This is a genomic window from Rothia nasisuis, assembly GCF_928381405.1.
In the GTDB taxonomy this organism is placed as follows: domain Bacteria; phylum Actinomycetota; class Actinomycetes; order Actinomycetales; family Micrococcaceae; genus Rothia; species Rothia nasisuis.
Genome location: NZ_CAKMSB010000002.1, coordinates 252,845 through 271,885, shown reverse-complemented (window position 1 = coordinate 271,885; position 19,041 = coordinate 252,845). Strand labels below are relative to the sequence as shown.

Annotated in this window: 17 protein-coding genes, 3 tRNA genes and 1 other RNA gene; 12 read left to right on the top strand and 9 right to left on the bottom strand. The window is 55.0% G+C overall.

The window, feature by feature from the left end; all coding sequences use genetic code 11:
* Positions 1-30 precede the first annotated feature (30 nt).
* A complete protein-coding gene (gene aceE / locus L6966_RS02800) occupies positions 31-2,772 on the bottom strand; it encodes a pyruvate dehydrogenase (acetyl-transferring), homodimeric type (RefSeq protein WP_219336339.1) in 2,742 nt (913 codons plus the stop codon).
* A gap of 357 nt (positions 2,773-3,129) precedes the next feature.
* Between aceE and L6966_RS02795 the strand changes: the two genes are divergently transcribed.
* From L6966_RS02795 to gndA, 5 genes are all read left to right on the top strand, one after another.
* Positions 3,130-3,546, top strand: a complete 417-nt coding sequence (locus L6966_RS02795; RefSeq protein ID WP_083091383.1) for a DUF3052 domain-containing protein — start codon at positions 3,130-3,132, stop codon at positions 3,544-3,546.
* Positions 3,547-3,804: 258 nt separating this feature from the next.
* Positions 3,805-3,877, top strand: a tRNA-Val gene (locus L6966_RS02790).
* A 449-nt stretch (positions 3,878-4,326) separates the two neighbouring features.
* Positions 4,327-5,001, top strand: a complete 675-nt coding sequence (locus L6966_RS02785) for a hypothetical protein (RefSeq protein WP_237224050.1) — start codon at positions 4,327-4,329, stop codon at positions 4,999-5,001.
* Positions 5,002-5,145: 144 nt separating this feature from the next.
* Entirely contained in the window at positions 5,146-5,334 is a 189-nt protein-coding gene (locus L6966_RS02780; protein ID WP_083091224.1) for a hypothetical protein, read from the top strand.
* 120 nt (positions 5,335-5,454) lie between these two features.
* A complete protein-coding gene (gndA, locus tag L6966_RS02775) occupies positions 5,455-6,933 on the top strand; it encodes an NADP-dependent phosphogluconate dehydrogenase (RefSeq protein WP_237224049.1) in 1,479 nt (492 codons plus the stop codon).
* Between the two features lie 76 nt (positions 6,934-7,009).
* Here gndA and epsC read toward each other — a convergent pair whose 3' ends face one another.
* From epsC to msrA, 3 genes are all read right to left on the bottom strand, one after another.
* A complete protein-coding gene (gene epsC / locus L6966_RS02770) occupies positions 7,010-7,594 on the bottom strand; it encodes a serine O-acetyltransferase EpsC (RefSeq protein WP_083091222.1) in 585 nt (194 codons plus the stop codon).
* Between the two features lie 230 nt (positions 7,595-7,824).
* Complete coding sequence (cysK, locus tag L6966_RS02765; protein ID WP_083091381.1) at positions 7,825-8,760, bottom strand: cysteine synthase A; 936 nt, start codon at positions 8,758-8,760, stop codon at positions 7,825-7,827.
* A 72-nt stretch (positions 8,761-8,832) separates the two neighbouring features.
* Positions 8,833-9,357: a peptide-methionine (S)-S-oxide reductase MsrA gene (gene msrA / locus L6966_RS02760; RefSeq protein WP_083091221.1), complete on the bottom strand. Its 525-nt coding sequence runs from the start codon at positions 9,355-9,357 to the stop codon at positions 8,833-8,835.
* A gap of 68 nt (positions 9,358-9,425) precedes the next feature.
* On the opposite strand from msrA, the gene L6966_RS02755 reads away from it, so the two are divergent.
* Positions 9,426-10,325 carry a Nif3-like dinuclear metal center hexameric protein gene (locus L6966_RS02755; protein WP_083091220.1) on the top strand — a complete coding sequence of 300 codons (900 nt, stop codon included), beginning with the start codon at positions 9,426-9,428 and terminating at the stop codon, positions 10,323-10,325.
* 11 nt (positions 10,326-10,336) lie between these two features.
* On the opposite strand, the gene L6966_RS02750 is transcribed toward L6966_RS02755, so the two are convergent.
* Positions 10,337-11,104 carry a YaaA family protein gene (locus L6966_RS02750; RefSeq protein ID WP_083091379.1) on the bottom strand — a complete coding sequence of 256 codons (768 nt, stop codon included), beginning with the start codon at positions 11,102-11,104 and terminating at the stop codon, positions 10,337-10,339.
* A gap of 30 nt (positions 11,105-11,134) precedes the next feature.
* On the opposite strand from L6966_RS02750, the gene rnpB reads away from it, so the two are divergent.
* Positions 11,135-11,488: RNase P RNA component class A (gene rnpB / locus L6966_RS02745), an RNA gene on the top strand.
* A gap of 115 nt (positions 11,489-11,603) precedes the next feature.
* On the opposite strand, the gene def is transcribed toward rnpB, so the two are convergent.
* A complete protein-coding gene (def, locus tag L6966_RS02740; RefSeq protein ID WP_083091219.1) occupies positions 11,604-12,215 on the bottom strand; it encodes a peptide deformylase in 612 nt (203 codons plus the stop codon).
* Positions 12,216-12,288: 73 nt separating this feature from the next.
* A tRNA-His gene (locus tag L6966_RS02735) sits at positions 12,289-12,361 on the bottom strand.
* Between the two features lie 266 nt (positions 12,362-12,627).
* On the opposite strand from L6966_RS02735, the gene L6966_RS02730 reads away from it, so the two are divergent.
* On the top strand, positions 12,628-13,905 hold the full coding sequence (locus tag L6966_RS02730; protein ID WP_237224048.1) for a glycosyltransferase family 87 protein: 1,278 nt from the start codon (positions 12,628-12,630) through the stop codon (positions 13,903-13,905).
* Between the two features lie 41 nt (positions 13,906-13,946).
* Here the strand turns inward: L6966_RS02730 and orn are convergent, their stop codons facing one another.
* Complete coding sequence (orn, locus tag L6966_RS02725) at positions 13,947-14,573, bottom strand: oligoribonuclease (RefSeq protein ID WP_237224047.1); 627 nt, start codon at positions 14,571-14,573, stop codon at positions 13,947-13,949.
* A gap of 150 nt (positions 14,574-14,723) precedes the next feature.
* Between orn and mptB the strand changes: the two genes are divergently transcribed.
* The 3 genes from mptB to L6966_RS02710 all read left to right on the top strand — a co-directional run bounded on the left by mptB (position 14,724) and on the right by L6966_RS02710 (position 17,470).
* The gene (gene mptB, locus L6966_RS02720; RefSeq protein WP_237224046.1) at positions 14,724-16,298 is read left to right on the top strand and encodes a polyprenol phosphomannose-dependent alpha 1,6 mannosyltransferase MptB; all 1,575 of its coding nucleotides are present in this window, start codon (positions 14,724-14,726) and stop codon (positions 16,296-16,298) included.
* Between the two features lie 54 nt (positions 16,299-16,352).
* Positions 16,353-16,425 (top strand) — tRNA-Arg (locus L6966_RS02715).
* 94 nt (positions 16,426-16,519) lie between these two features.
* Positions 16,520-17,470 carry a serine hydrolase gene (locus L6966_RS02710; protein WP_237232832.1) on the top strand — a complete coding sequence of 317 codons (951 nt, stop codon included), beginning with the start codon at positions 16,520-16,522 and terminating at the stop codon, positions 17,468-17,470.
* On the opposite strand, the gene L6966_RS02705 is transcribed toward L6966_RS02710, so the two are convergent.
* The gene (locus L6966_RS02705; RefSeq protein WP_083091214.1) at positions 17,467-18,009 is read right to left on the bottom strand and encodes a DNA-3-methyladenine glycosylase I; all 543 of its coding nucleotides are present in this window, start codon (positions 18,007-18,009) and stop codon (positions 17,467-17,469) included. The two genes, L6966_RS02710 and L6966_RS02705, sit on opposite strands and share 4 nt — an antisense overlap.
* Positions 18,010-18,332: 323 nt before the next feature.
* Here L6966_RS02705 and L6966_RS02700 point away from each other — a divergent pair, with 323 nt between their 5' ends.
* Positions 18,333-18,956 (top strand): single-stranded DNA-binding protein, encoded by a 624-nt coding sequence (locus tag L6966_RS02700; protein ID WP_237232831.1) that lies wholly within the window; start codon positions 18,333-18,335, stop codon positions 18,954-18,956.
* Positions 18,957-19,041: the final 85 nt, after the last annotated feature.

The following is a 19,041-nucleotide window of genomic DNA, read 5'->3' as shown; positions in this document are numbered from 1 at the left end:
TGCCACCCCGTGCCAGCGAAGTATTACCTGTTAGGCGTCGCCACCTGCGGTGCCTGATGTGCCGGCCTTGATGTTGTTGAGGTCGTACATCTCAAAAGCCTTGGCAGGAGCCTCTGCCGGGACCTCGCCACGCTTGGCCAGCATCTGCAGGGTACGGACGACGATGGACTCAGCGTCAATCTTGAAGAAGCGGCGGGCGCCGGCGCGGGTATCTGAGAAGCCGAAGCCGTCAGCACCCAGGGTGGCGAATTCGTTGGGAACGAACTGGCGGATACCGTCCATCAGGTCGGTCTGGTAGTCAGACACAGCTACGATAGGGCCGGTAGCACCCTCTAGCTGTCGGGCAACAAAGGGGGTGCGGGGGGCGGCTGAAGGATTGGTCATGAGCTCGCGTTCTGCAGCCAGGCCGTCGCGTCGCAGGTTGGTCCAGGAGGTCACTGACCAGACGTCTGCTGAGACGCCCCAGTCCTCGGCTAGAATCTGTTGAGCCTTTTCAGCCCAGGGGACCGCAACACCTGAGGCCAGAAGCTGGGCGCGAGGGCCGTCATTCTTTGCCTCGTGCAGGCGGTAGATTCCGCGGAGCAGGCCGTCAACGTCGAGGTTTTCGGGTTCAGCGGGGTGCTGAATGGGCTCGTTGTAGACGGTGATGTAGTACATGACGTTGTGGTCTTCGTCCTTGTCACCGTACATGTGCTCGATACCGCGCTTGACGATGTGGCCGATTTCGTAACCGTAAGCAGGATCGTAGTGAATCACTGCGGGATTGGTGCCAGCCAGAATCGGTGAGTGGCCGTCAGCGTGCTGCAGGCCTTCACCGGTCAGGGTGGTGCGACCAGCGGTTGCACCCATGATGAAGCCGCGAGTCAGCTGGTCAGCGGCTGCCCAGAAGGAGTCACCGGTGCGCTGGAAACCAAACATGGAGTAGAAGATGTAAACCGGAATCATGGGCTCGCCGTGGGTGTCGTAGGAGGAACCTACGGCAGTGAAGGCGGCAGTACCGCCAGCCTCGTTGATGCCCACGTGAATAATCTTGCCCTCGGGGGATTCCTTGTAGGCCAGCATGAGCTCACGGTCAACAGCCAGGTAGTTCTGTCCGTTGGGGTTGTAAATCTTAGCGGTGGGGAAGTAGGAATCCATGCCAAAAGTACGGGCCTCATCGGGGATGATGGGCACGATACGGTGGCCGAAGTCCTTCTCTCTCATCAGGTCTTTAAGCAGACGCACAAAGGTCATGGTGGTAGCGGCCATCTGCTTACCGGTGCCCTTGAAGGCACCCTTGTAGGCCTTGTCAGAAGGCAGGGTAATCTTGGGCTGAATGTTCTTGCGTGCGGGAACGAAGCCACCCAGCTCCTCACGGCGAGCCATGAGGTACTTGTATTCCTCGGAGTCTTTACCGGGGTGGTAATAGGGCGGGTTGTAGAGATCCTTCTCTAGCTCTTCGTCAGAGATAGGGATGCGCAGGTGATCGCGGAACTGCTTCAGGTCCTCCATCGACAGCTTCTTCATCTGGTGGGTTGCGTTGCGAGCCTCGAATGAGGCACCCAGGCCGTACCCCTTAACAGACTGTGCCAGAACCACGGTGGGCTGGCCTTTGTGCTCAACGGCTGCCTTAAAAGCTGAGTACACCTTGTGGTAGTCGTGGGCACCGCGCTTCATGGCCCAGATTTCGTCGTCGGTCATATCTGCAACCAGTTCTTTGGTCTCAGGGGTCTGGCCGAAGAAGTGTTCGCGGATGAAGCCACCGGACTCAGCCTTATAGGTCTGGTAGTCGCCGTCACGGGTCTCATTCATAATACGGACGAGCTCGCCGGTCTTGTCCTTCTCGAGCAGTGAGTCCCACTCACGGCCCCAGAGAACCTTAATGACGTTCCAGCCCGCCCCGCGGAAGAAGGCTTCGAGTTCCTGAACAATCTTGCCGTTACCGCGAACAGGGCCGTCCAAGCGTTGCAAGTTGCAATTGACCACAAAGGTCAGGTTATCGAGCTTGTCGTTGGCAGCTAACTGCAGGGCGCCACGTGACTCGGGCTCGTCCATCTCGCCATCGCCCAAAAAGGCCCAGACATGCTGCTGTGAAGTGTCCTTGATACCGCGGTTGTGCAGGTACTTGTTGAACTGTGCTTGGTGGATTGCGTTGAGGGGCCCAAGGCCCATAGACACGGTGGGGAACTGCCAGAAGTCGGGCAGGTTGCGGGGGTGGGGGTAGGAGGGCAGGTGGGTGCCGGCCTTGGTCTTCTCCTGGCGGAAACCATCCAGCTGCTCTTCGGTGATGCGGCCCTCAAGGAAGGCGCGGGCGTAGTTACCGGGGGATGAGTGACCCTGGAAGAAGATTTGGTCACCGCCGCCGGGGTGGTTGCGGCCGCGGAAGAAATGGTTGAAGCCTACCTCGTAGAGGGTAGCTACACCTGCGTAGGAAGAAATATGGCCGCCTACACCGATGGTTGCTTTCTGGGCGCGCTGAACCATCATGGCTGCATTCCAGCGCAGGAAGGCACGGTAACGGCGTTCAATTTGCTCGTCGCCGGGGTATTCGGGCTCCTGATCGACGGGGATAGTGTTGACGTAGTCAGTGGTTGTCACCATGGGCACGGTGATTGACTTCTGGCCTGCACGCTGCATGAGTGAGCGCACAATGAACTGCGCACGTTCTGTGCCGTGGGCTTCAACGAGTTCGTCGAAAGACTCAAGCCATTCGCTGGTCTCTTCGGGGTCGATGTCGGTGAAGCTGTTGGTCAGTGCACTCAAAACGTGATCGTTCGTTTCTGAGGGTCCCACTAGTCAACCTCTCTTTGTTGTTGGGGAGTGTGTCAGTGCCCGGCTCTTTACATAGCCGGGGTAACCGGGCGTGTGTCAGGAGCGGCGAACAAGCTACTTCAGACAACTTCCTTTCTATGTTGTCACATTGCGGCGGTTTTAGGGCTCCGCTGTCTTGGGTTTGTGAGTGTGAATTAGCCGTCACTTGAACCCTCTTTTTCTGTAGGTGAAATTCAGTAGGCTGTTTTGACCGTGTTCTGTTGATTTGAAGGCTGTGAGGGTGTTCAGTAGGTAGTGACGATGCCTGCCTACATAGGCCAGCGCGTCACTGGGCTATGAGGGCCTATTTTGTTTCACACATGATGATGGAGGATGCACGTGAGCGCCACCGGTGCTGCACAGGAGCTAGCTGTTGCAAAGATGGGCTTGCCGCAGGGAAGCCTGGTTCAGGAGTTTGGTTACGATGAGGACGTAGATTTTGATTTACGCGATGCGCTCGAAGACTTCATTGGGTCTGAGCTCCTTGACGAAGATGACCAGGACGTTGTTGATGGGGTGCTGCTGTGGTGGCGTGCTGAGGACGGCGACCTGGTTGACGGCTTGATGGATGTTTTAGCGACTCTTGATGAGGGTGGTGTGGTGTGGTTGCTAACCCCAAAGTCCGGACGTGAGGGTCACGTTCCTCCGGTTGAGGTTGAGGAGGCGGCCCCACTGGCTGGGTTGCACGTCACCACTTCCGAACCGCTCTCTCGCGAGTGGGCTGCAGCTCGTCTTGTGATGAAACAGGGTGGATAGTTTGCTCTACCGAGTAGGGCGCTGTGCGGGGTTGTACTGCTTCTGATGGCTGATGCCTCAGGGGTTCGAAAAAATGTGAAAATTTTTTTACAGCAATAAAATACCTGGTCAGATGCTTTTTAGGTGAGTTCTGTGGATGCTAAACAGGTGGAAAACAGGGGCGTTTGGCGGCTTCATGAGCGGTGTTGATTTGCGCGTCAGTTTCAATCTGCGTAGAGTATTACATGTCGTCGCGCGAGAGAGCGCGAATGGCCTTATGGGTCTTTAGCTCAGCTGGTAGAGCGCCACGTTTACACCGTGGATGTCATCGGTTCGATCCCGGTAGGACCCACCCCGTATGAGGGCGGCGAAGGGCTCAGTGAGTCAGTTCGCCGCCCTTTTTGTCCTATAATCCCCTATACCCCGAATAGCCGGTTCAAGCCTCAGCTGCTGGAATGAAATCACCTATGGATCGCTAGGTTCTCATGTTGTGGGTAAACTAACCCGCAACATGAGAACCTAGTGGCCCATAAGGGGGGGGGTAAGGCGACGTCTGTGGCTCGGTTGGAGTTTGTCACTGCCCATTCGAAAAGCCCTGCACTGTTCGCCCGAGATCTTTTGCAGAAAAACCTTCCTAGTGCCACTGATCTTAGTGGGCGAATTGGCGAAAATGTAGGCCTATATGTGGGCACTTTTGGGCCCACATTCTGAAGTGGGTGCCTTGGTGCCGCGGGTAAACTAAAAATCTCTGTTGTTACAGCATCGCACCTATATACAAATGAATAAAAGGGGAATACACTCTTGACCACTTCACGTCGCACCGTCCTTCAGGGCGCCGCTTGGGCTGCTCCTGCCGTCCTTGCAACCGCTACCATTCCTGCATACGCTGCGTCATCATCTACTAGCGTTTTCGTTCAGGGATCACCTGAAACCTTTAATTTTCAGAACTCTGATTCCACTAACCCAACTAAGTTCACCGGTAGAGTCCGTCAGCAGTCGTTCGCGAACGGTTCCAGCGGTTTTGGTTTCTACACCACAGACGGTAGCCAGGCAACCGTGACACTGACCGGGCTGACCTACTACCTGCTCATCCCCCGTAGTGCCGACTACACCATTGATTCTGTTAGCACCAATTACGGAGTCGCGGCGACCACCTGGGATACGATACAGCCTGCCGCCGAAGGAACCGTTACCCTCGCCAACGGCAACGTAGCCTCAGCCGCTGATTACTACATTTTCAGTTCAGTCTACAATGCAGTCCCTGTAGAGACCACTGCCGCGTCACAAGACGCTTCGACTACGGTGAAGTCAACCACTGTGGCCACCGATATCGCCGGTGCATTCACCTCGCCCGACGGCCCTGTGCAGGCATCAGGTATTAACGGTGTACTGACCGGGTACGTAGCTAACTACGTGGTCAGCGGTGGTGTCTCAACCACCTCATCAACCGTCACCGCCGCAACCAAGGCTGCCTAGCCTGTATTCAAAGGTTGGTGTAGAGGAGGGGAAGGCTCACGAGGCCTTCCCCTCCTCTACGTTTGTTTTTATGCGACTTGCTTTTGGGCTCAGATATACACTTAGGTCTGGAAAGCAGAAAACAATTGTTGATGGGAGAAGACTTTGAGTCGCAACTTTAAACCTCGTCATACCACCGCGGTTTTTTTGTCGGTGACCTGGCTACTTATTTCTCTCTTCTTCATAACACAGGGGACCCTGGTCACGCTTTGGTCGATTTTCGCGCTTGTTGCCCTTCTCATCGGTGCTGCCGCCGTCTGGGTGCTTTTCACCGATACCTACGACGCCGACTAGCAGGAGGGAGTAGGGGAGCGGCACGTGGGCGCCCCTGCCGCCCGCCCAAAATATGAGAGTTTTGTTGCTCTCAGCACTCCAAGGCGCTCAACAGTGCCGAACCAGCGTAGTCTTAAAGGCATGACTGAAAATAACTCTGCGCGTAAGGCACAAATTGGCGTAACCGGCCTAGCGGTTATGGGGGCCAACCTGGCTCGTAACCTGGCCCGTAACGGCTACACCGTAGCACTGCACAACCGCTCTGTTGAAAAAACAGATGCCCTCCTGGCAGCACACGGCGATGAAGGTGACTTCATCCGCACCGAGACCCTGCAGGAACTCGTGGACTCTCTAGAGGCCCCTCGCCGTATTCTGATTATGGTCAAGGCGGGAGCTCCGGTTGATGCCGTCATTGATCAGCTTGTGCCCCTGCTCGATGAAGACGACGTCGTTATCGACGGCGGCAACTCGCATTTTCCCGACACCATCCGCCGCGAGCGTGATCTGGCTGAGAAGGGCCTGCACTTCGTCGGTATCGGCGTCTCCGGCGGCGAAGAAGGTGCACTCAACGGCCCCTCCATCATGCCCGGTGGATCGGCCAAATCCTACGAATCTCTCGGACCCCTGCTCGAAAAAATTTCCGCGAAGGCTCCCAACGGCGACCCCTGCTGCGCATGGATTTCAACCGATGGCGCAGGCCACTTCGTTAAGATGGTGCACAATGGTATCGAATACGCCGATATGCAGGTCATCGGTGAAGCCTACGACCTGCTACGCACCGTTGCCGGTATTGAACCCGCTGAGCAGGCTGAAATTTTCAAGCAGTGGAACACTACCGACCTGAACTCCTACCTCATCGAAATCACTGCTGAGGTGCTGGCCCAGGTCGATGCCAAGACAGGCAAGCCCCTCATCGATGTCATTGTTGATGAGGCTGGCCAGAAGGGGACCGGCCGCTGGACTGTTCAGGCCGCCCTTGACCTGGGTGCGCCTGTATCCGGTATTGCAGAATCAGTATTCGCCCGTGCCCTTTCATCATCCAACAGCGAGGCCCGCCGCCAGGCCCAAGAACAGCTCCCAGCTGGCCTCATCGCCACCACCGCTGTTGCTAACGGTGATGAAGAATTCATCGAGGACGTCCGCAGAGCTCTCTTCGCGTCCAAGCTGGTTTCTTACGCCCAGGGCCTTGACATGTTAGCTAAGGCTGGCGACGAATACGGTTGGGATCTCAAACTTGACGTCATCGCAGGCCTGTGGCGAGCTGGCTGCATCATTCGCGCCGAACTGCTGGGCGAAATCATGGAAGCCTACAAGAACGAAACTCCGGCTAACATGCTCCTGGCCCCCGGCTTCAAGAAGCTGATGGAAGAGCTGGTTCCTTCTTGGCGTCGTGTGGTTGCTAAGGCAACCGCCGAGGGCGTGCCCGTCCCTGTATTCGCCTCATCCTTGAGCTACTACGATGGACTGCGTCGCAAGCGTCTGCCCGCAGCCCTGATTCAGGGCCAGCGTGACTTCTTTGGGGCTCACACCTACGGTCGTATTGATTCTGAGGGCATGTGGCACACTGAGTGGAGTGGCGATCGGAGCGAAATCAACGCTGAGGATTCCCACACCCACTAACTCTAGAAAATCTAACCGCTAGATTTAGTCAAGGGCCGGCCGCGATTGCGGCCGGCCCTTAGTCGTGGGTGAGTGGTTAGATCCACATGGTGGGGTCAACGTACTCTACTGCATCGACCAGGGGTTTCTTTGCATCGGGGGTACGCGGACGCGATCGGGCAGGAATGCCGGTAATGATGGAGTCGGCGGGGTGGTCGTGAACCACTACTGAGTTTCCACCTACTGCGGAGTCCGCTCCAATGAGAACCGGGCCAAGTACCTTGGCACCGGCACCAATAGTAACCCGGTCACCTATGGTGGGGTGGCGTTTACCTTTCTCAAGCGACCGCCCGCCCAGGGTGACGCCGTGATAAAGCATCACATCATCACCGATTTCAGCGGTCTCACCAATCACCACGCCCATACCGTGGTCAATGAAGAAACGACGGCCAATTGTTGCCCCGGGGTGAATTTCTACACCGGTCATAAACCTGATGAACTGGCTTAGCGTACGTGCCAGGGTCTTGGTTGCTTTGTTCTGCCAAAGGTGATGCGCCAGTCGATGCCCCCAAATGGCATGCATTCCTGAGTAATTAATCATAATTTCAAGGTCACCGCGGGCAGCGGGATCATGTGATTTAACTGTCTCAAGATCCTCACGCAGTCGTGCTCTAAAACTCATCGGCTCCTCGTCTCTTTGTTGTATCGCCTGGGCAGTCTGATGGCGACAAGTCTCCCTTGCGCAACTGTATAACAGCTAATGCCTTCCCGCTATTTCCATTCCGCCGTGCAAAACCATAAAATCCTACCCGGCTGGGGTAGCTGCGACCAAGCCGTCCGGTCTATAGCTCAAAAGCACCCCGTTTCTAGTCTCAACGGGGTGCTTTCAAGAAGGTTCTGCTGTGCCGGGTTTTAGCCTCGGATGTCTTCGTAGAGGAGCGTGGAGATGTAGCGTTCACCGAAATCAGGCACAACGGCAACAATCAGTTTGCCAGTATTCTCGCTCTTTTTCGCTTCTTCGAGCGCGGCCCAGACCGCCGCACCCGAGGAGATGCCGCCGAGAATGCCTTCGTCAGTGCCAAGCTTGCGGGCTGTAGTGACGGCATCATCAATAGAGACGTCAGTGACGGCATCGTAGATATCGCGGTCAAGGATTTCGGGCACAAAATTAGCACCCAGGCCCTGAATCTTGTGGGGGCCAGCCTTACCCTCGGTCAGCAGGGGGGAGTCCTTGGGCTCGACCGCAACAACTCTAATGTTGGGGTTCTTTTCTTTCAGGTACTTACCTGCACCTGAGACAGTACCCCCGGTGCCCACACCAGCAACAAAAATATCTACCTTACCTTCGGTAGCCTCCCAGACCTCAGGGCCAGTGGTGTTGTAATGGATTGCAGGGTTGGCCTCGTTAGAGAACTGTGAAGCTAAGATTGCGTTGTCGGTTGAAGCAACAATCTCCTTGGCCTTCTCAACAGCGCCGCGCATGCCCTCAGAGCCGGGGGTCAGCACGATTTCAGCACCGTAGGCGCGCAACATGACGCGGCGCTCGTTGCTCATGGTCTCGGGCATAGTCAGAATAACCTTGTAGCCGCGGGCAGCGCCCACCATGGCCAGAGCGATACCGGTATTACCTGAGGTGCCCTCAACGATGGTTCCACCGGGCTTGAGAGCACCCGACTTTTCAGCCGCGTCAATAATAGCAACGCCAATTCGATCCTTGACGGAGTTGGCGGGGTTATAGAACTCCAGCTTGACGGCGACATTGCCGGGTAGGTCAGCGTCCAGGCGGTTCAGGCGCACGATAGGGGTGCGGCCAACAACCTCGGTGATGTTGTTGTACAGGGCAGTCATGGGTTTCATCCTTACCGTATTAGAGGTGTGATTGATGTTCGTTCTCTAGTGTACGAAAGTTAGGCGAATCAACTACGCCTTAAGAAACTTGGCGTAACGTTGGCGGGCCTTACTCAGCTTGGGATTAATCACGGCCATGCAGTAGCCCTGGTATGGGTTGAGCGCGTAGTAGTTCTGGTGGTAGCTCTCGGCCTCGTAAAAGGCACCCAGAGGTTCAACTACAGTGACGATGGGGCGCTCCCAGAGTTTCTGCGCCCGGGTAATAGCCGACTCAAAGAGCTGCTTCTGTTGCTCATCAGAATAGTAGAGGGCTGAACGGTACTGGCTACCGACGTCCGCGCCCTGACGATCCCAGCTCGTGGGGTCGTGCGAGGTAAAGAAAATATCGAGCACAGTTTCAGCCGGAATGACGGCTTCATCAAACTCGACCTTGACCACCTCAACGTGCCCGGTGAGCCCTGAACAGACCTCCCGGTAGGTTGGATTCTCAGTGTGGCCGCCGGTGTAGCCGCTAACACTCGCTGTAATTCCATCAAACTGACGGTATACGGCGTCAATGCACCAGAAGCACCCACCGCCAAAAACAAAAGATTGCATACCAACCTCAAGGTTGAGCCAGTACCTTTTATTCCCGTGAGAAGTTCACCCATGACAAAATAAAACCTATGACTGAACTTGCTACCCCCACCCTAGGCGACGTCGTTACCGCCTTCCACCAGATCTTCCCGCCCGCACTCGCAGAGAAGTGGGACGCGAGCGGGCTCATTGTCGGGCGCACATCGACCCGTGTAACCACCGTCGGCTTTGCCGTGGACGCCACCGTAGCCACCGCACGAGAGGCAAGAGAAAAAGGGGCGGGGCTACTGGTCACACACCACCCACTTCTGCTACGCGGGGCATCCTTTCTACCTGACACCGACTACAAGGGCGAAATCGTCCACACCCTCATCGAAGGTGGCTGCGGCTTACTAGGTGCCCACACAAACGTGGATTCAGCCCCGCACGGCACCAATGAGGTCTTCATGGATCTACTCGGTGTGACTGACCGCAAGATACTCTCAGGAGGAGAACTCACCCAGGTTAACGGTGAGGAGGCCGCCGTCGGCATTGGGCGCGTAGGTATGCTCCCCGCACCCAGGACCCTGCGCGACCTAGCCGAGACTATTGCCGACTTCTTGCCCGCAACCGCAGGCGGACTACGCATCGCAGGATCGCCTGAGACAACCGTTGAAACGGTTGCCCTGTGCACCGGTGCCGGAGATTCGCTCTTCGCTGAGGCACGAAAGTCAGGAGCAGACGTTTACATTACCGCCGACCTCCGCCACCACCCCGCCTCAGAAGCCCGTGAACAAGCCCTTATCTCCAACGGTACCCCCGCCCTAATCGACTGCTCCCACTTTGCCAGCGAATGGCTCTGGATGGACGGTGCCGCCCGCTTACTCACCGATAAGCTGGCCGAGCAAGGATTCGGCGTCGACACCTACGTCTCCACCCTTAACACCGACCCGTGGGACTTCACCGTCTCAACCGGGCAGGTAGAAGGATCAGCCTCAACAGCCCGATAAGGCGCATCACTTCAAGCGCGAACCACCAGGGTCAGAGTACCCGGTTTCTTCTCGGTAGGGGAGCTCAACTCCACTTCAAAATCCTGCCCCAGAGCAACAGCCAGCTCACCCGGCTCCTCAACACCCGTAAGATTGTGCTCTACCAGATAACGGCCCAGCAGCCCCCGGTAATGCTTAGCCATATGAGAGACCACCTGACGAGTACCACCCGCGGTGACTCGCTCCACCCGCACCAGCAGGTGCCTGGCAGGAGAGGGGGACCAGGCCCTCAGATAGGCAGAAGAGCGCCCATCAATCACCAGCTGCTCCCCGGCATACTCATCCAGGGCCTCCCCCAACTCACCCTTCCAAAACTTCGCCAAATCCCCTATCTCACCGAGCTTGGTGCCCATCGACAGGCGATAGGCCGGAATACAATCTCTCAAGCGCACAGCACCCCAAACAGCAGAGATAATCACCGTAGAACTTTCCGCGCGCACTCGGGAGGCAACGTCCAACCCCTCATAGTCGAACGCCTCATACAGCACCCCCGAATACACCTTCGCTGCCGCCTGTGCAGGCTCTCCCCACAACCGGGTATTGCGCTGCACCTCAGCGAGAAGAGACTTACCCACCTTTAACTGCTCAGCGGCACCCTCACCTCTCGAAACCCGAACCAGCTCATCCACCACCGCCTCACGGGCACCCGTCAACGCCGGAAACGACAACTCACCCAACTCAACAGGCGCACCCCCGAGCGCGGCAGATTTACCCTCAGACGGCGGAAACAAAATCAACATATCCACCAGTGTAGTAAAGTAGACCCAGAACGGGATGCCCAGGCAACCGCGCGGCTAAACAGCCTCGAGGAAAGTCCGGGCTCCACAGCACAGGGTGGTCGATAACGTCGACTCAAGGTAACTTGCAGGCCAGTGCCACAGAAAACAAACCGCCCCACACAGGGGTAAGGGTGAAAAGGTGAGGTAAAAGCTCACCAGTGCCGCAGGTGACTGCGGTAGCTCGGTAAACCCCACCCGGAGCAAGGCCAAACAGAGCGCGCCAGTAATCAGTGCGGTGAAGCGCTCGGGTAGGCTGCTTGAGCCCCCAGGCAACTGCGGGCCTAGATGGATGGTTGCCGCCCACGTTGGTGGGTACAGAACCCGGCTTATCGGGCATCCTGTTCACACTTCAGTCTTTATACTCGGGGCCGTAGCCGGGTTCTGCGGCTCGCTCACGCTCACCGATTCCGCGCATTTTTTGTTTCCTCGCGCGCTCGGAAAAATGCGCTTCATCCCGGGCTTATCGGGCATCCTGTTCCTGAGAAAAATCCTCGCTCACCGAGTGACCGAAAGGATCAGGATCAACACCCGGAAGCCAGGTATTACCGTCCACAGTCCAGCCTTCAGCCTTCACAACCCTCTTATATTTCTTGGTGTACCTGGCATTTAAACGATTCACATAGAGCTTGCCATCCAAATGATCGGTTTCATGCTGCATAACACGGGCAAACCATCCTGTTGCCTCAAACCTGAGTGGGTTACCGTCCCCATCAAAACCGTTGACAGTCACCCAGTCAGCACGCTTGAGCGGAAAGGAATAACCAGGAAAAGAAAGGCAACCTTCAACCTCCTCATGAGGATCAGGATCAGTGGTCGCAATCTTGCCCAGAGTCAGAACCGGGTTAACTACCACCCCAACCGGAGGAACGCCGTCCTCATTCTCATAAGAATAAGTAAAGAGGCGTAGACCCACACCCACCTGAGGGGCCGCCAGACCAACACCATGAGAGGCCTCCTGAGTCTCATACATATCATCGATGAGAGCGCGTAACTCATGGTTGAACTCGGTGACCGGGGCAGCTGGTCGGTGTAACACAGGATTACCGTGAATAACAATCGGACGAACAGACATAATCAACCTCTCAAAAACAGGGAAAAGAAAGAAGGGCCGCCACGGTACTACCGTAGCGGCCCTTCTCACTCAGGGTGATCGACGGGGGTTGAACCCGCGACCTCCTGGACCACAACCAGGCGCTCTGCCAACTGAGCTACGACCACCATGTTTCAAAATCTCACCGAATCGACCGGGTTATTTTGGCAACGGATATTAGCTTACATGCTACTTTTAATCCCCGCAAACTCAGAGGGCCGCCAACAGGGTGGCTATACTCACGAGCAGGAGATTTGACAGCTCAATCGACTGGAAAATGGTGGGGTAAACTAGCAAACACAAGCAAACTTTCACTCACATTCATCCGCTACGGCACTACAGAAAACTAACTCGCCAGCGGATACCAATCACATCAGGGGCTTACCACAACACCATGACGACACCAAAAAACCCCCACTCATGGGTAGGTTACGCCATACTCGCGCTCGTGATTGTAGGCCATAGCATCTACTCGCTCACCATTGGCGGCCTAGACTTCTCAGTCTACCGAGCCGGAGCCATGACCATCTTCAACAATGAAGGCTTCGCCAAAGATCTCTATCAGATTGATCTCATGAAGCTCAGTGACACTTTCTGGCTACCCTTCACCTACCCACCCTTCGCGGCCATGCTTTTTGTGCCCCTGGCCTTCATGCCCAGCTGGCTAGGAGTCACCCTCATGCTGGTGCTTTCCTTTAGTGTTGCCTGGTGGATGTCCACCTTGATATATGACTACGCCAACCAGCGGGGTTACTCTCTTCCCCTTCAATCAAAACTAGGGCGGACCGGCACCATCGCACTCTTGACCGCCCTCATTCTCCTTTCAGGCCCTTGGAGGCGAGGGCTGGGCCTGGTCCAGATCAACCCGCTCATTATGCTACTGGTCATGCTTGACATGCTCCGCCCGGCAACCAAGGTGCCTCGCGGCGTCCTCATCGGCATTGCAGGTGGCATCAAACTCACTCCACTTGCCTTCGGCTTGATCTTGCTCATGCGCAAGGATATCAAGGGAGTTATCACCCTAGGAATTAGCTTTGCAAGTACGGTGGCTCTGGGCTTTATACTGATGCCCAAGGAAGCCCAAGACTTTTGGTTCTCAGCTGTTTCAGACCCCTCACGCGTTGGTAACATCAACTATCCCGATAACATCTCAGTTCTAGGCTGGCTCATGCACCTAGGGGTTCCTGAAGGGCCAGTCCTTAAACTTCTGCAGTACACCCTCATCCTGCTTCTGCTTGCAGCAACGGCAGCCCTGCTGCCCCTGTTGCACCGGCGCGGCATGGTCCTCAGCGAAATCGCGGTCAATGCCTTCTTAATGATGTCGATGTCACCTATCTCATGGTCTCACCACAACACATGGCTACCGCTGATTGTCCTGGCCCTGGCTGTTGACGCCTTCGGTGTCTTCTTTGAACCCGGCAAGGCAGTCACAAAGCTTGCCAAGGTGCTCAGTTGGGTATCAATCGTTGGTCTCTTAATCTCACCGCTCTGGATCGCATCGGCCATCAACGGTAGCTCCGATGATCTTGACCATGCAACCTTCACCGCAATTCTCATTGCGGGCATACCTGCTATTTGTCTCTACCTGGTAATTATTATGTGGGCAGCGGTTGCCCTTCAGAGGCGCAAGACTCTGCCTCACCCTGAGCTGAATCAAGCCTCTGAGAGCTAAAAAATCGGTGGTCACATGTTTGTGTGGCCACCGATTTTTATTTAAAGAGGACTAATAACCTGCCGGGTCTCAACTATCTGGTGGGCAACTGCCTGCGCAGTTTTGCTGTCGGGCCCAGGGGAGGGCACGAACACCGTGGAACGGTAGTAGCGTAACTCGTCAATCGAATCCTGGATGTCGCCGAGGGCGCGGTGATTTCCCGTTTTTTCGGGTGAATTGTAGGCGGCTTTCTCGAACCAGCGCTTAGACAGTTCCTTAATGGTCGAAACATCAATGACCCGATAATGAAGGTAGCCAACGAGCTCGGGCATATCTCTCATAAGGAACGTTTTATCGGTTCCCACCGAATTGCCGCCCAAAACAGCCTTACCTGGTTCAGGGACCCACTGCTTAACGTAGTCAAGTACCTGGGCCTGAGCCTCGGCTAGAGTTACTCCCTGCTCCAAGTCATCAAGTAGGCCAGAGGCGGTGTGCATTGACCGCACAAAATCCCCCATCTGCTCAAGAGCCTCAGGCTCAGGGCTAATCACTACATCAACACCGGTACCTAAAATGTTCAGCTCAGAATCGGTGACAAGAGCCGCAACCTCAATGAGGGCGTCTGTCTCAAGCGAGAGACCGGTCATCTCGCAATCAATCCATACAATGCGTTCAGTAGAAGTAGACACATCTCTAATCTACCTCCCCAGGGCTTCTGAGCGCCCCGGTGCCAACCGCCGTTTCGCCCAGAAAAAAACAGGGAGGGTTCCCCTGTGACCGGCTCAAGGAACCAGCAGGTAAAATGCAGGTGTAATCACTTGGCTGAAATCAGGAGACCCATGAGCCCAAGAACTGCGGCGGCCCCCACCGATGACTGGCCTGTGCACCGATACGACCAGAAAACAGCAGCCTATGTCTCAGGAAGCCCTCTGCGTACCCTGGTCTTTGGAACCATTGGCTCCCTTCTGGTGATGTTTGCATCCTTTGGGGTCGGCTGGCTCGCAGATGCTTCGCCCTTTCGCAGGGTTGAGTGGATTATTCCGCTGAGGTACACGGTCAGCGGTATTGTTGTCTGCATCGTCCTGCTGGCGGTTGGAGCTATGATGCTCTGCCGCGAATGGATTCGCATGGTACAGAAACTTAGAGTATGGGACTTACGCACCCAAAAATGGGCTGTGGCGGCAACCATCTGCTGGATTATCCCACAGCTTTTCGCCTTCCCTCTCTTTAGCCGCGACGTCTTTTCCTATTTTGCTCAGGGGCGAGTCATGGCCTCTGGCCTTAACCCTTACGACTACGGGGTATCGGCTGTTAACAACTTTTTTCAGTATGGCGCCGATCAGCTGTGGTCTGAATCTGCCCCTCCCTACGGGCCACTTTTTCTCATGATTGAAAAATGGGTTGCGCAAATTTCGGGGAATTCGGTTGACCTGGCCCTGTATCTTTTTCGTGCCGTTGCACTGGTAGGAGTGGGTCTCATCGCCTTTTATGTGCCCAAGCTAGCGGCACTGCACGGGATTAACGGAATCCGGGCTAACTGGCTGGTTGTAGCAAATCCTCTTTTTATTGCGGCTTTTGTGACTTCTTCTCACAATGATGCGCTCATGACAGGTCTTATTTTGGCAGGTATCTATCATGCGGCCTCCCGCAGGGACGCCGTAGGCGGCTTGGTGGGGGTGACCCTTGTGAGTGCCGCGATAGCCATCAAGCCTATCGCCCTCGTTGCCCTGCCCTTTATCGGGCTTATGTGGGCGGGGAGAGGGGCCTCTTGGCCCCAAAAATTTATGTACTGGGCTTTGACTCTTGCACTTTCTCTAGCGGAACTAGCACTGCTCGGGTTTGTGACTGACCTTGGTTTCGGCTGGATTGGGGCCCTTGCAACTACTGGCGGCCAGTTTATCTGGTTCACGCCAATTGGGTTCATCGGAATCCAACTCAACCAGATTGTTGCCTCTATTACTTCAGACAACGACTTGGCTAACTCTATCCGCGATACTTTCTTCTCTGCGAGCAAAATGGTGGGTATGATCTTAGCTGTTGTAACAATGTTTGTGGGTAAGGACGAAAATCTTATCCGCCGCACCGGGCTTGCTTTAGCCCTGGTTGTTATCTTTTCGCCTATGATTCAGTCATGGTATCTACTCTGGTTTATTCCGCTTTTAGTTGTTGCAGGTATCAGAACTGACTGGCAGCTTGATTTCTACTTTATTACTACCCTCTTCTTTGTGATGTTCGCGGTCTCAGACCAGCTGGCGGTGTCACCCTACCTAGAGAACTTTAATCAGAATATGGGCCGTCTTATTGCTGCCGTTGTTAGCGTTGCTTATGCCTTCTGGCTCATTTTCTTCGACCCTGCAACAAGTAGGGTTCTCAGGCGAGCTCAGAGATCTTCCCTCTACGAGATCACCATCTAACCATCCACCTCAAAGTGACTTTTAGAGCTCCAGTGGATAGTATGGACTGGGCCAGCCTCAGTAGCTCAGTGGATAGAGCAGGAGCCTTCTAATCTCTTGGTCGGGGGTTCGACTCCCTCCTGGGGCACGCACAGCAGGCGTCTCATGAGGAGCTTCATAGAATCTCATGAGACGCCTTGCTCTGAATGCTGATGGCCGGTGACCACGGTTTGATAGAACATATGCAATACAATGAACTCATGCGTTCGAATAGCCGCCCAACCGCACCATCACAGGCAAAAGTGCCCCTGCCCGCCACAAATCGTCGCCAGATACTCCAATGCATCGGTCTCGGTTTAGCCGGTATATCAATGATGTCAGCCTGCGGACCGGACGACGAACAGATACAGCCCACCGCAACCGGCGGGGAGCACACTAACGAACCCCAAGATGTTGATATCAATGTGGCCCTGAACAAACTGGAAACCACACACGGTGTCACTATTAGCCTCGCAGTTTATAACCACAGCACTAACAAGATTTTTCTGCATAGGGGAGACCAGTGGTCTTATGAAGCCTCCATCGTGAAGGTTCCCATATCGCTTACGTTACTCCGCCTTGCTGCCTTTGAACAGCGCAGTCTCACTGAAGACGAAAAAGCTCTCATTGAAGCATCGATTACCTATTCCGATAACGGTGCAACGGTCGAAATCTATAACCGTTTCGGTAACGGTGATGGCACCTTAGAGGCATCCGCAGAGTCACTCAATAAAACCTACGAACTTTTGGGAGCTACCCAGACCCGTTCAGCAGGAACGTGGGGAGATAATCAGACCTGGGCTGAAGACCAAGTTCAGATTATGCGTTCCATCGTAGATACAGTTGAATGGGTCAACGCACCTGATGCACAGTATCTTCTTGAAAAAATGGTGCCACTTGACTGGTCGCAGACATGGGGTGTGGGCGCCCTTTACGGGCAGACTGTGCTCGGGGCTCCGGTGAGCGATGTATCCGTCAAGAACGGGTGGATTCAGGACGACACCGGTGCTTGGCATATAAATTCCGTTGGTGTAACCCGCACTGAGAGCGAGATTTTTTCTATAGCTCTTCTCTCGAAAGGTTTTGCCGATCAGACAGAGGGCTACGACGTTGCCAGCCAAGCCGTACAGGCTTACTTTGACTACGTCGGTTAACCGCTTCTAAATCTGATGTAGCCAGTTGCCTGAGCGAGAGCGCACAGGGTCACAGGGCCCAGCCGCACAAAACCCATCTCTGTGAGACTCTTCGCTAATTCATCGGTTGCTTCTAATCTTTTGGGAGGATTCTCGATTGACTCTACCCAGATGGGCTCGGGGAGAGCTTCACTCAAAAGATCTGCTAGCTGTAACCCGGTTTGGTCAAATATTGAAGCGTTAGTGAGGCAGGCCCGTAATTTTGACTCGTTACGAATACCCTGATTTCCTGTCAGATAGGCAGCGATTTCAGGCTCACCCCACCTAGCTAGCCTGGTCTGGTTAAACCCATCAAGGGCATTAGCTAGCTCCTGGCGTTTTCGAAGTACAAGTGACCACCCTAGACCCGAGTGAAAAATGAACAGGCAGAGGTGCTCAAACAGGGCTTGCTGAGTTCTGGGCACCTGCTGCCACTCCTGTTGAAGATAGTCTCTGGTAATGCAATCCTTGGCCCAGGGCGGGTAAGGTCGAGCTGACTCGGGTTCTTGAGACGAAGCCATGTGGGGGCCTCCTTTCACAGAGACAGGGCTAGAGATATTTGAAAGTGCCGAAGCTATGCTCTTTGTTGCACGAGCGGTGCTCTATTCCGTTGAGCTACACACTAAAACCATCGCTTGGTTTCGGACCAGGTATGTGGACAAAATCCGTCATAAAGACGCGTACTCTCGCAATGGCTGCACCACTTGTGCAAGCGCTACCCCGGAATGGCAGGGAAATACTGATAAAAAGTTATCCACAAACGGCACTTTGCTGGCATTGTGACGGCATGCTCTGCAACCTGGAAACTACCCGTTGTAGTTAACGAGTCACTCAAGGAGGAGTCATGACAGATACCGTCACTATCCGAGGCTTTATTGCCACAGCACCCACTCAGAGGTTCCTGCCGAATGGAAATATTCCGGTAACCAATTTTCGTATCGCATCAACTCCCAGATGGTTTGATGCAGCTACCGGGAGCTGGAAAGAGGGAGCAACTAACTGGTACACCGTCAATACGTTTAGAGCTCTTGCCTATAACTGCGCCCGAAGTCTGCACGTTGGGCACCCCGTCCTTATTACCGGGCGGTTAAGGGTGAAACAGTTCGAGCGGGCCGATGGTTCCCCGGGAACCAGCATAGAAATTGATGCTACCGCTGTTGGCCATGACCTCAACTTTGGACTGGCGAATTTTGCCCGTATCTCCGATTGTAAACCCGAGGTGGACGAGACCGACCGTAAGTTCCATGAGCAGATGCAGGGCAAACAGCAGCAGGATCAGCTTGCTCATCACGGGTATGCCAGCCTCCCGGCAGTAAAGCAGCAGGGAGAACCGAGACACGAGAACCAGGGGCAGGATTTACCGCTAGCTCATGAAGCACCGAAAGAACAGGGCACACAGACACAAGCTAGTGATTCTCCGCTGGTTGAGGCTGGAGAGCACGCTGTTGAGGCCGCCCTCACCTCATAAGGTGACGGTGACGGATTTGCGATGGGGGCTCAGCCCCCGGAGGTACCGGGAGGGCTGGGCAAAATTACACAAAAATCTGCCCAGC

Coding starts and splice junctions, on each gene's coding strand:
- gndA (WP_237224049.1), top strand. CDS start 5,455: ATGACTGAAAATAACTCTGCGCGTAAGGCACAAATTGGCGTAACCGGC.
- epsC (WP_083091222.1), bottom strand. CDS start 7,594: ATGAGTTTTAGAGCACGACTGCGTGAGGATCTTGAGACAGTTAAATCA.
- cysK (WP_083091381.1), bottom strand. CDS start 8,760: ATGACTGCCCTGTACAACAACATCACCGAGGTTGTTGGCCGCACCCCT.
- msrA (WP_083091221.1), bottom strand. CDS start 9,357: ATGCAATCTTTTGTTTTTGGCGGTGGGTGCTTCTGGTGCATTGACGCC.
- L6966_RS02755 (WP_083091220.1), top strand. CDS start 9,426: ATGACTGAACTTGCTACCCCCACCCTAGGCGACGTCGTTACCGCCTTC.
- L6966_RS02750 (WP_083091379.1), bottom strand. CDS start 11,104: ATGTTGATTTTGTTTCCGCCGTCTGAGGGTAAATCTGCCGCGCTCGGG.
- def (WP_083091219.1), bottom strand. CDS start 12,215: ATGTCTGTTCGTCCGATTGTTATTCACGGTAATCCTGTGTTACACCGA.
- L6966_RS02730 (WP_237224048.1), top strand. CDS start 12,628: ATGACGACACCAAAAAACCCCCACTCATGGGTAGGTTACGCCATACTC.
- mptB (WP_237224046.1), top strand. CDS start 14,724: ATGAGCCCAAGAACTGCGGCGGCCCCCACCGATGACTGGCCTGTGCAC.
- L6966_RS02710 (WP_237232832.1), top strand. CDS start 16,520: ATGCAATACAATGAACTCATGCGTTCGAATAGCCGCCCAACCGCACCA.
- L6966_RS02705 (WP_083091214.1), bottom strand. CDS start 18,009: ATGGCTTCGTCTCAAGAACCCGAGTCAGCTCGACCTTACCCGCCCTGG.
- L6966_RS02700 (WP_237232831.1), top strand. CDS start 18,333: ATGACAGATACCGTCACTATCCGAGGCTTTATTGCCACAGCACCCACT.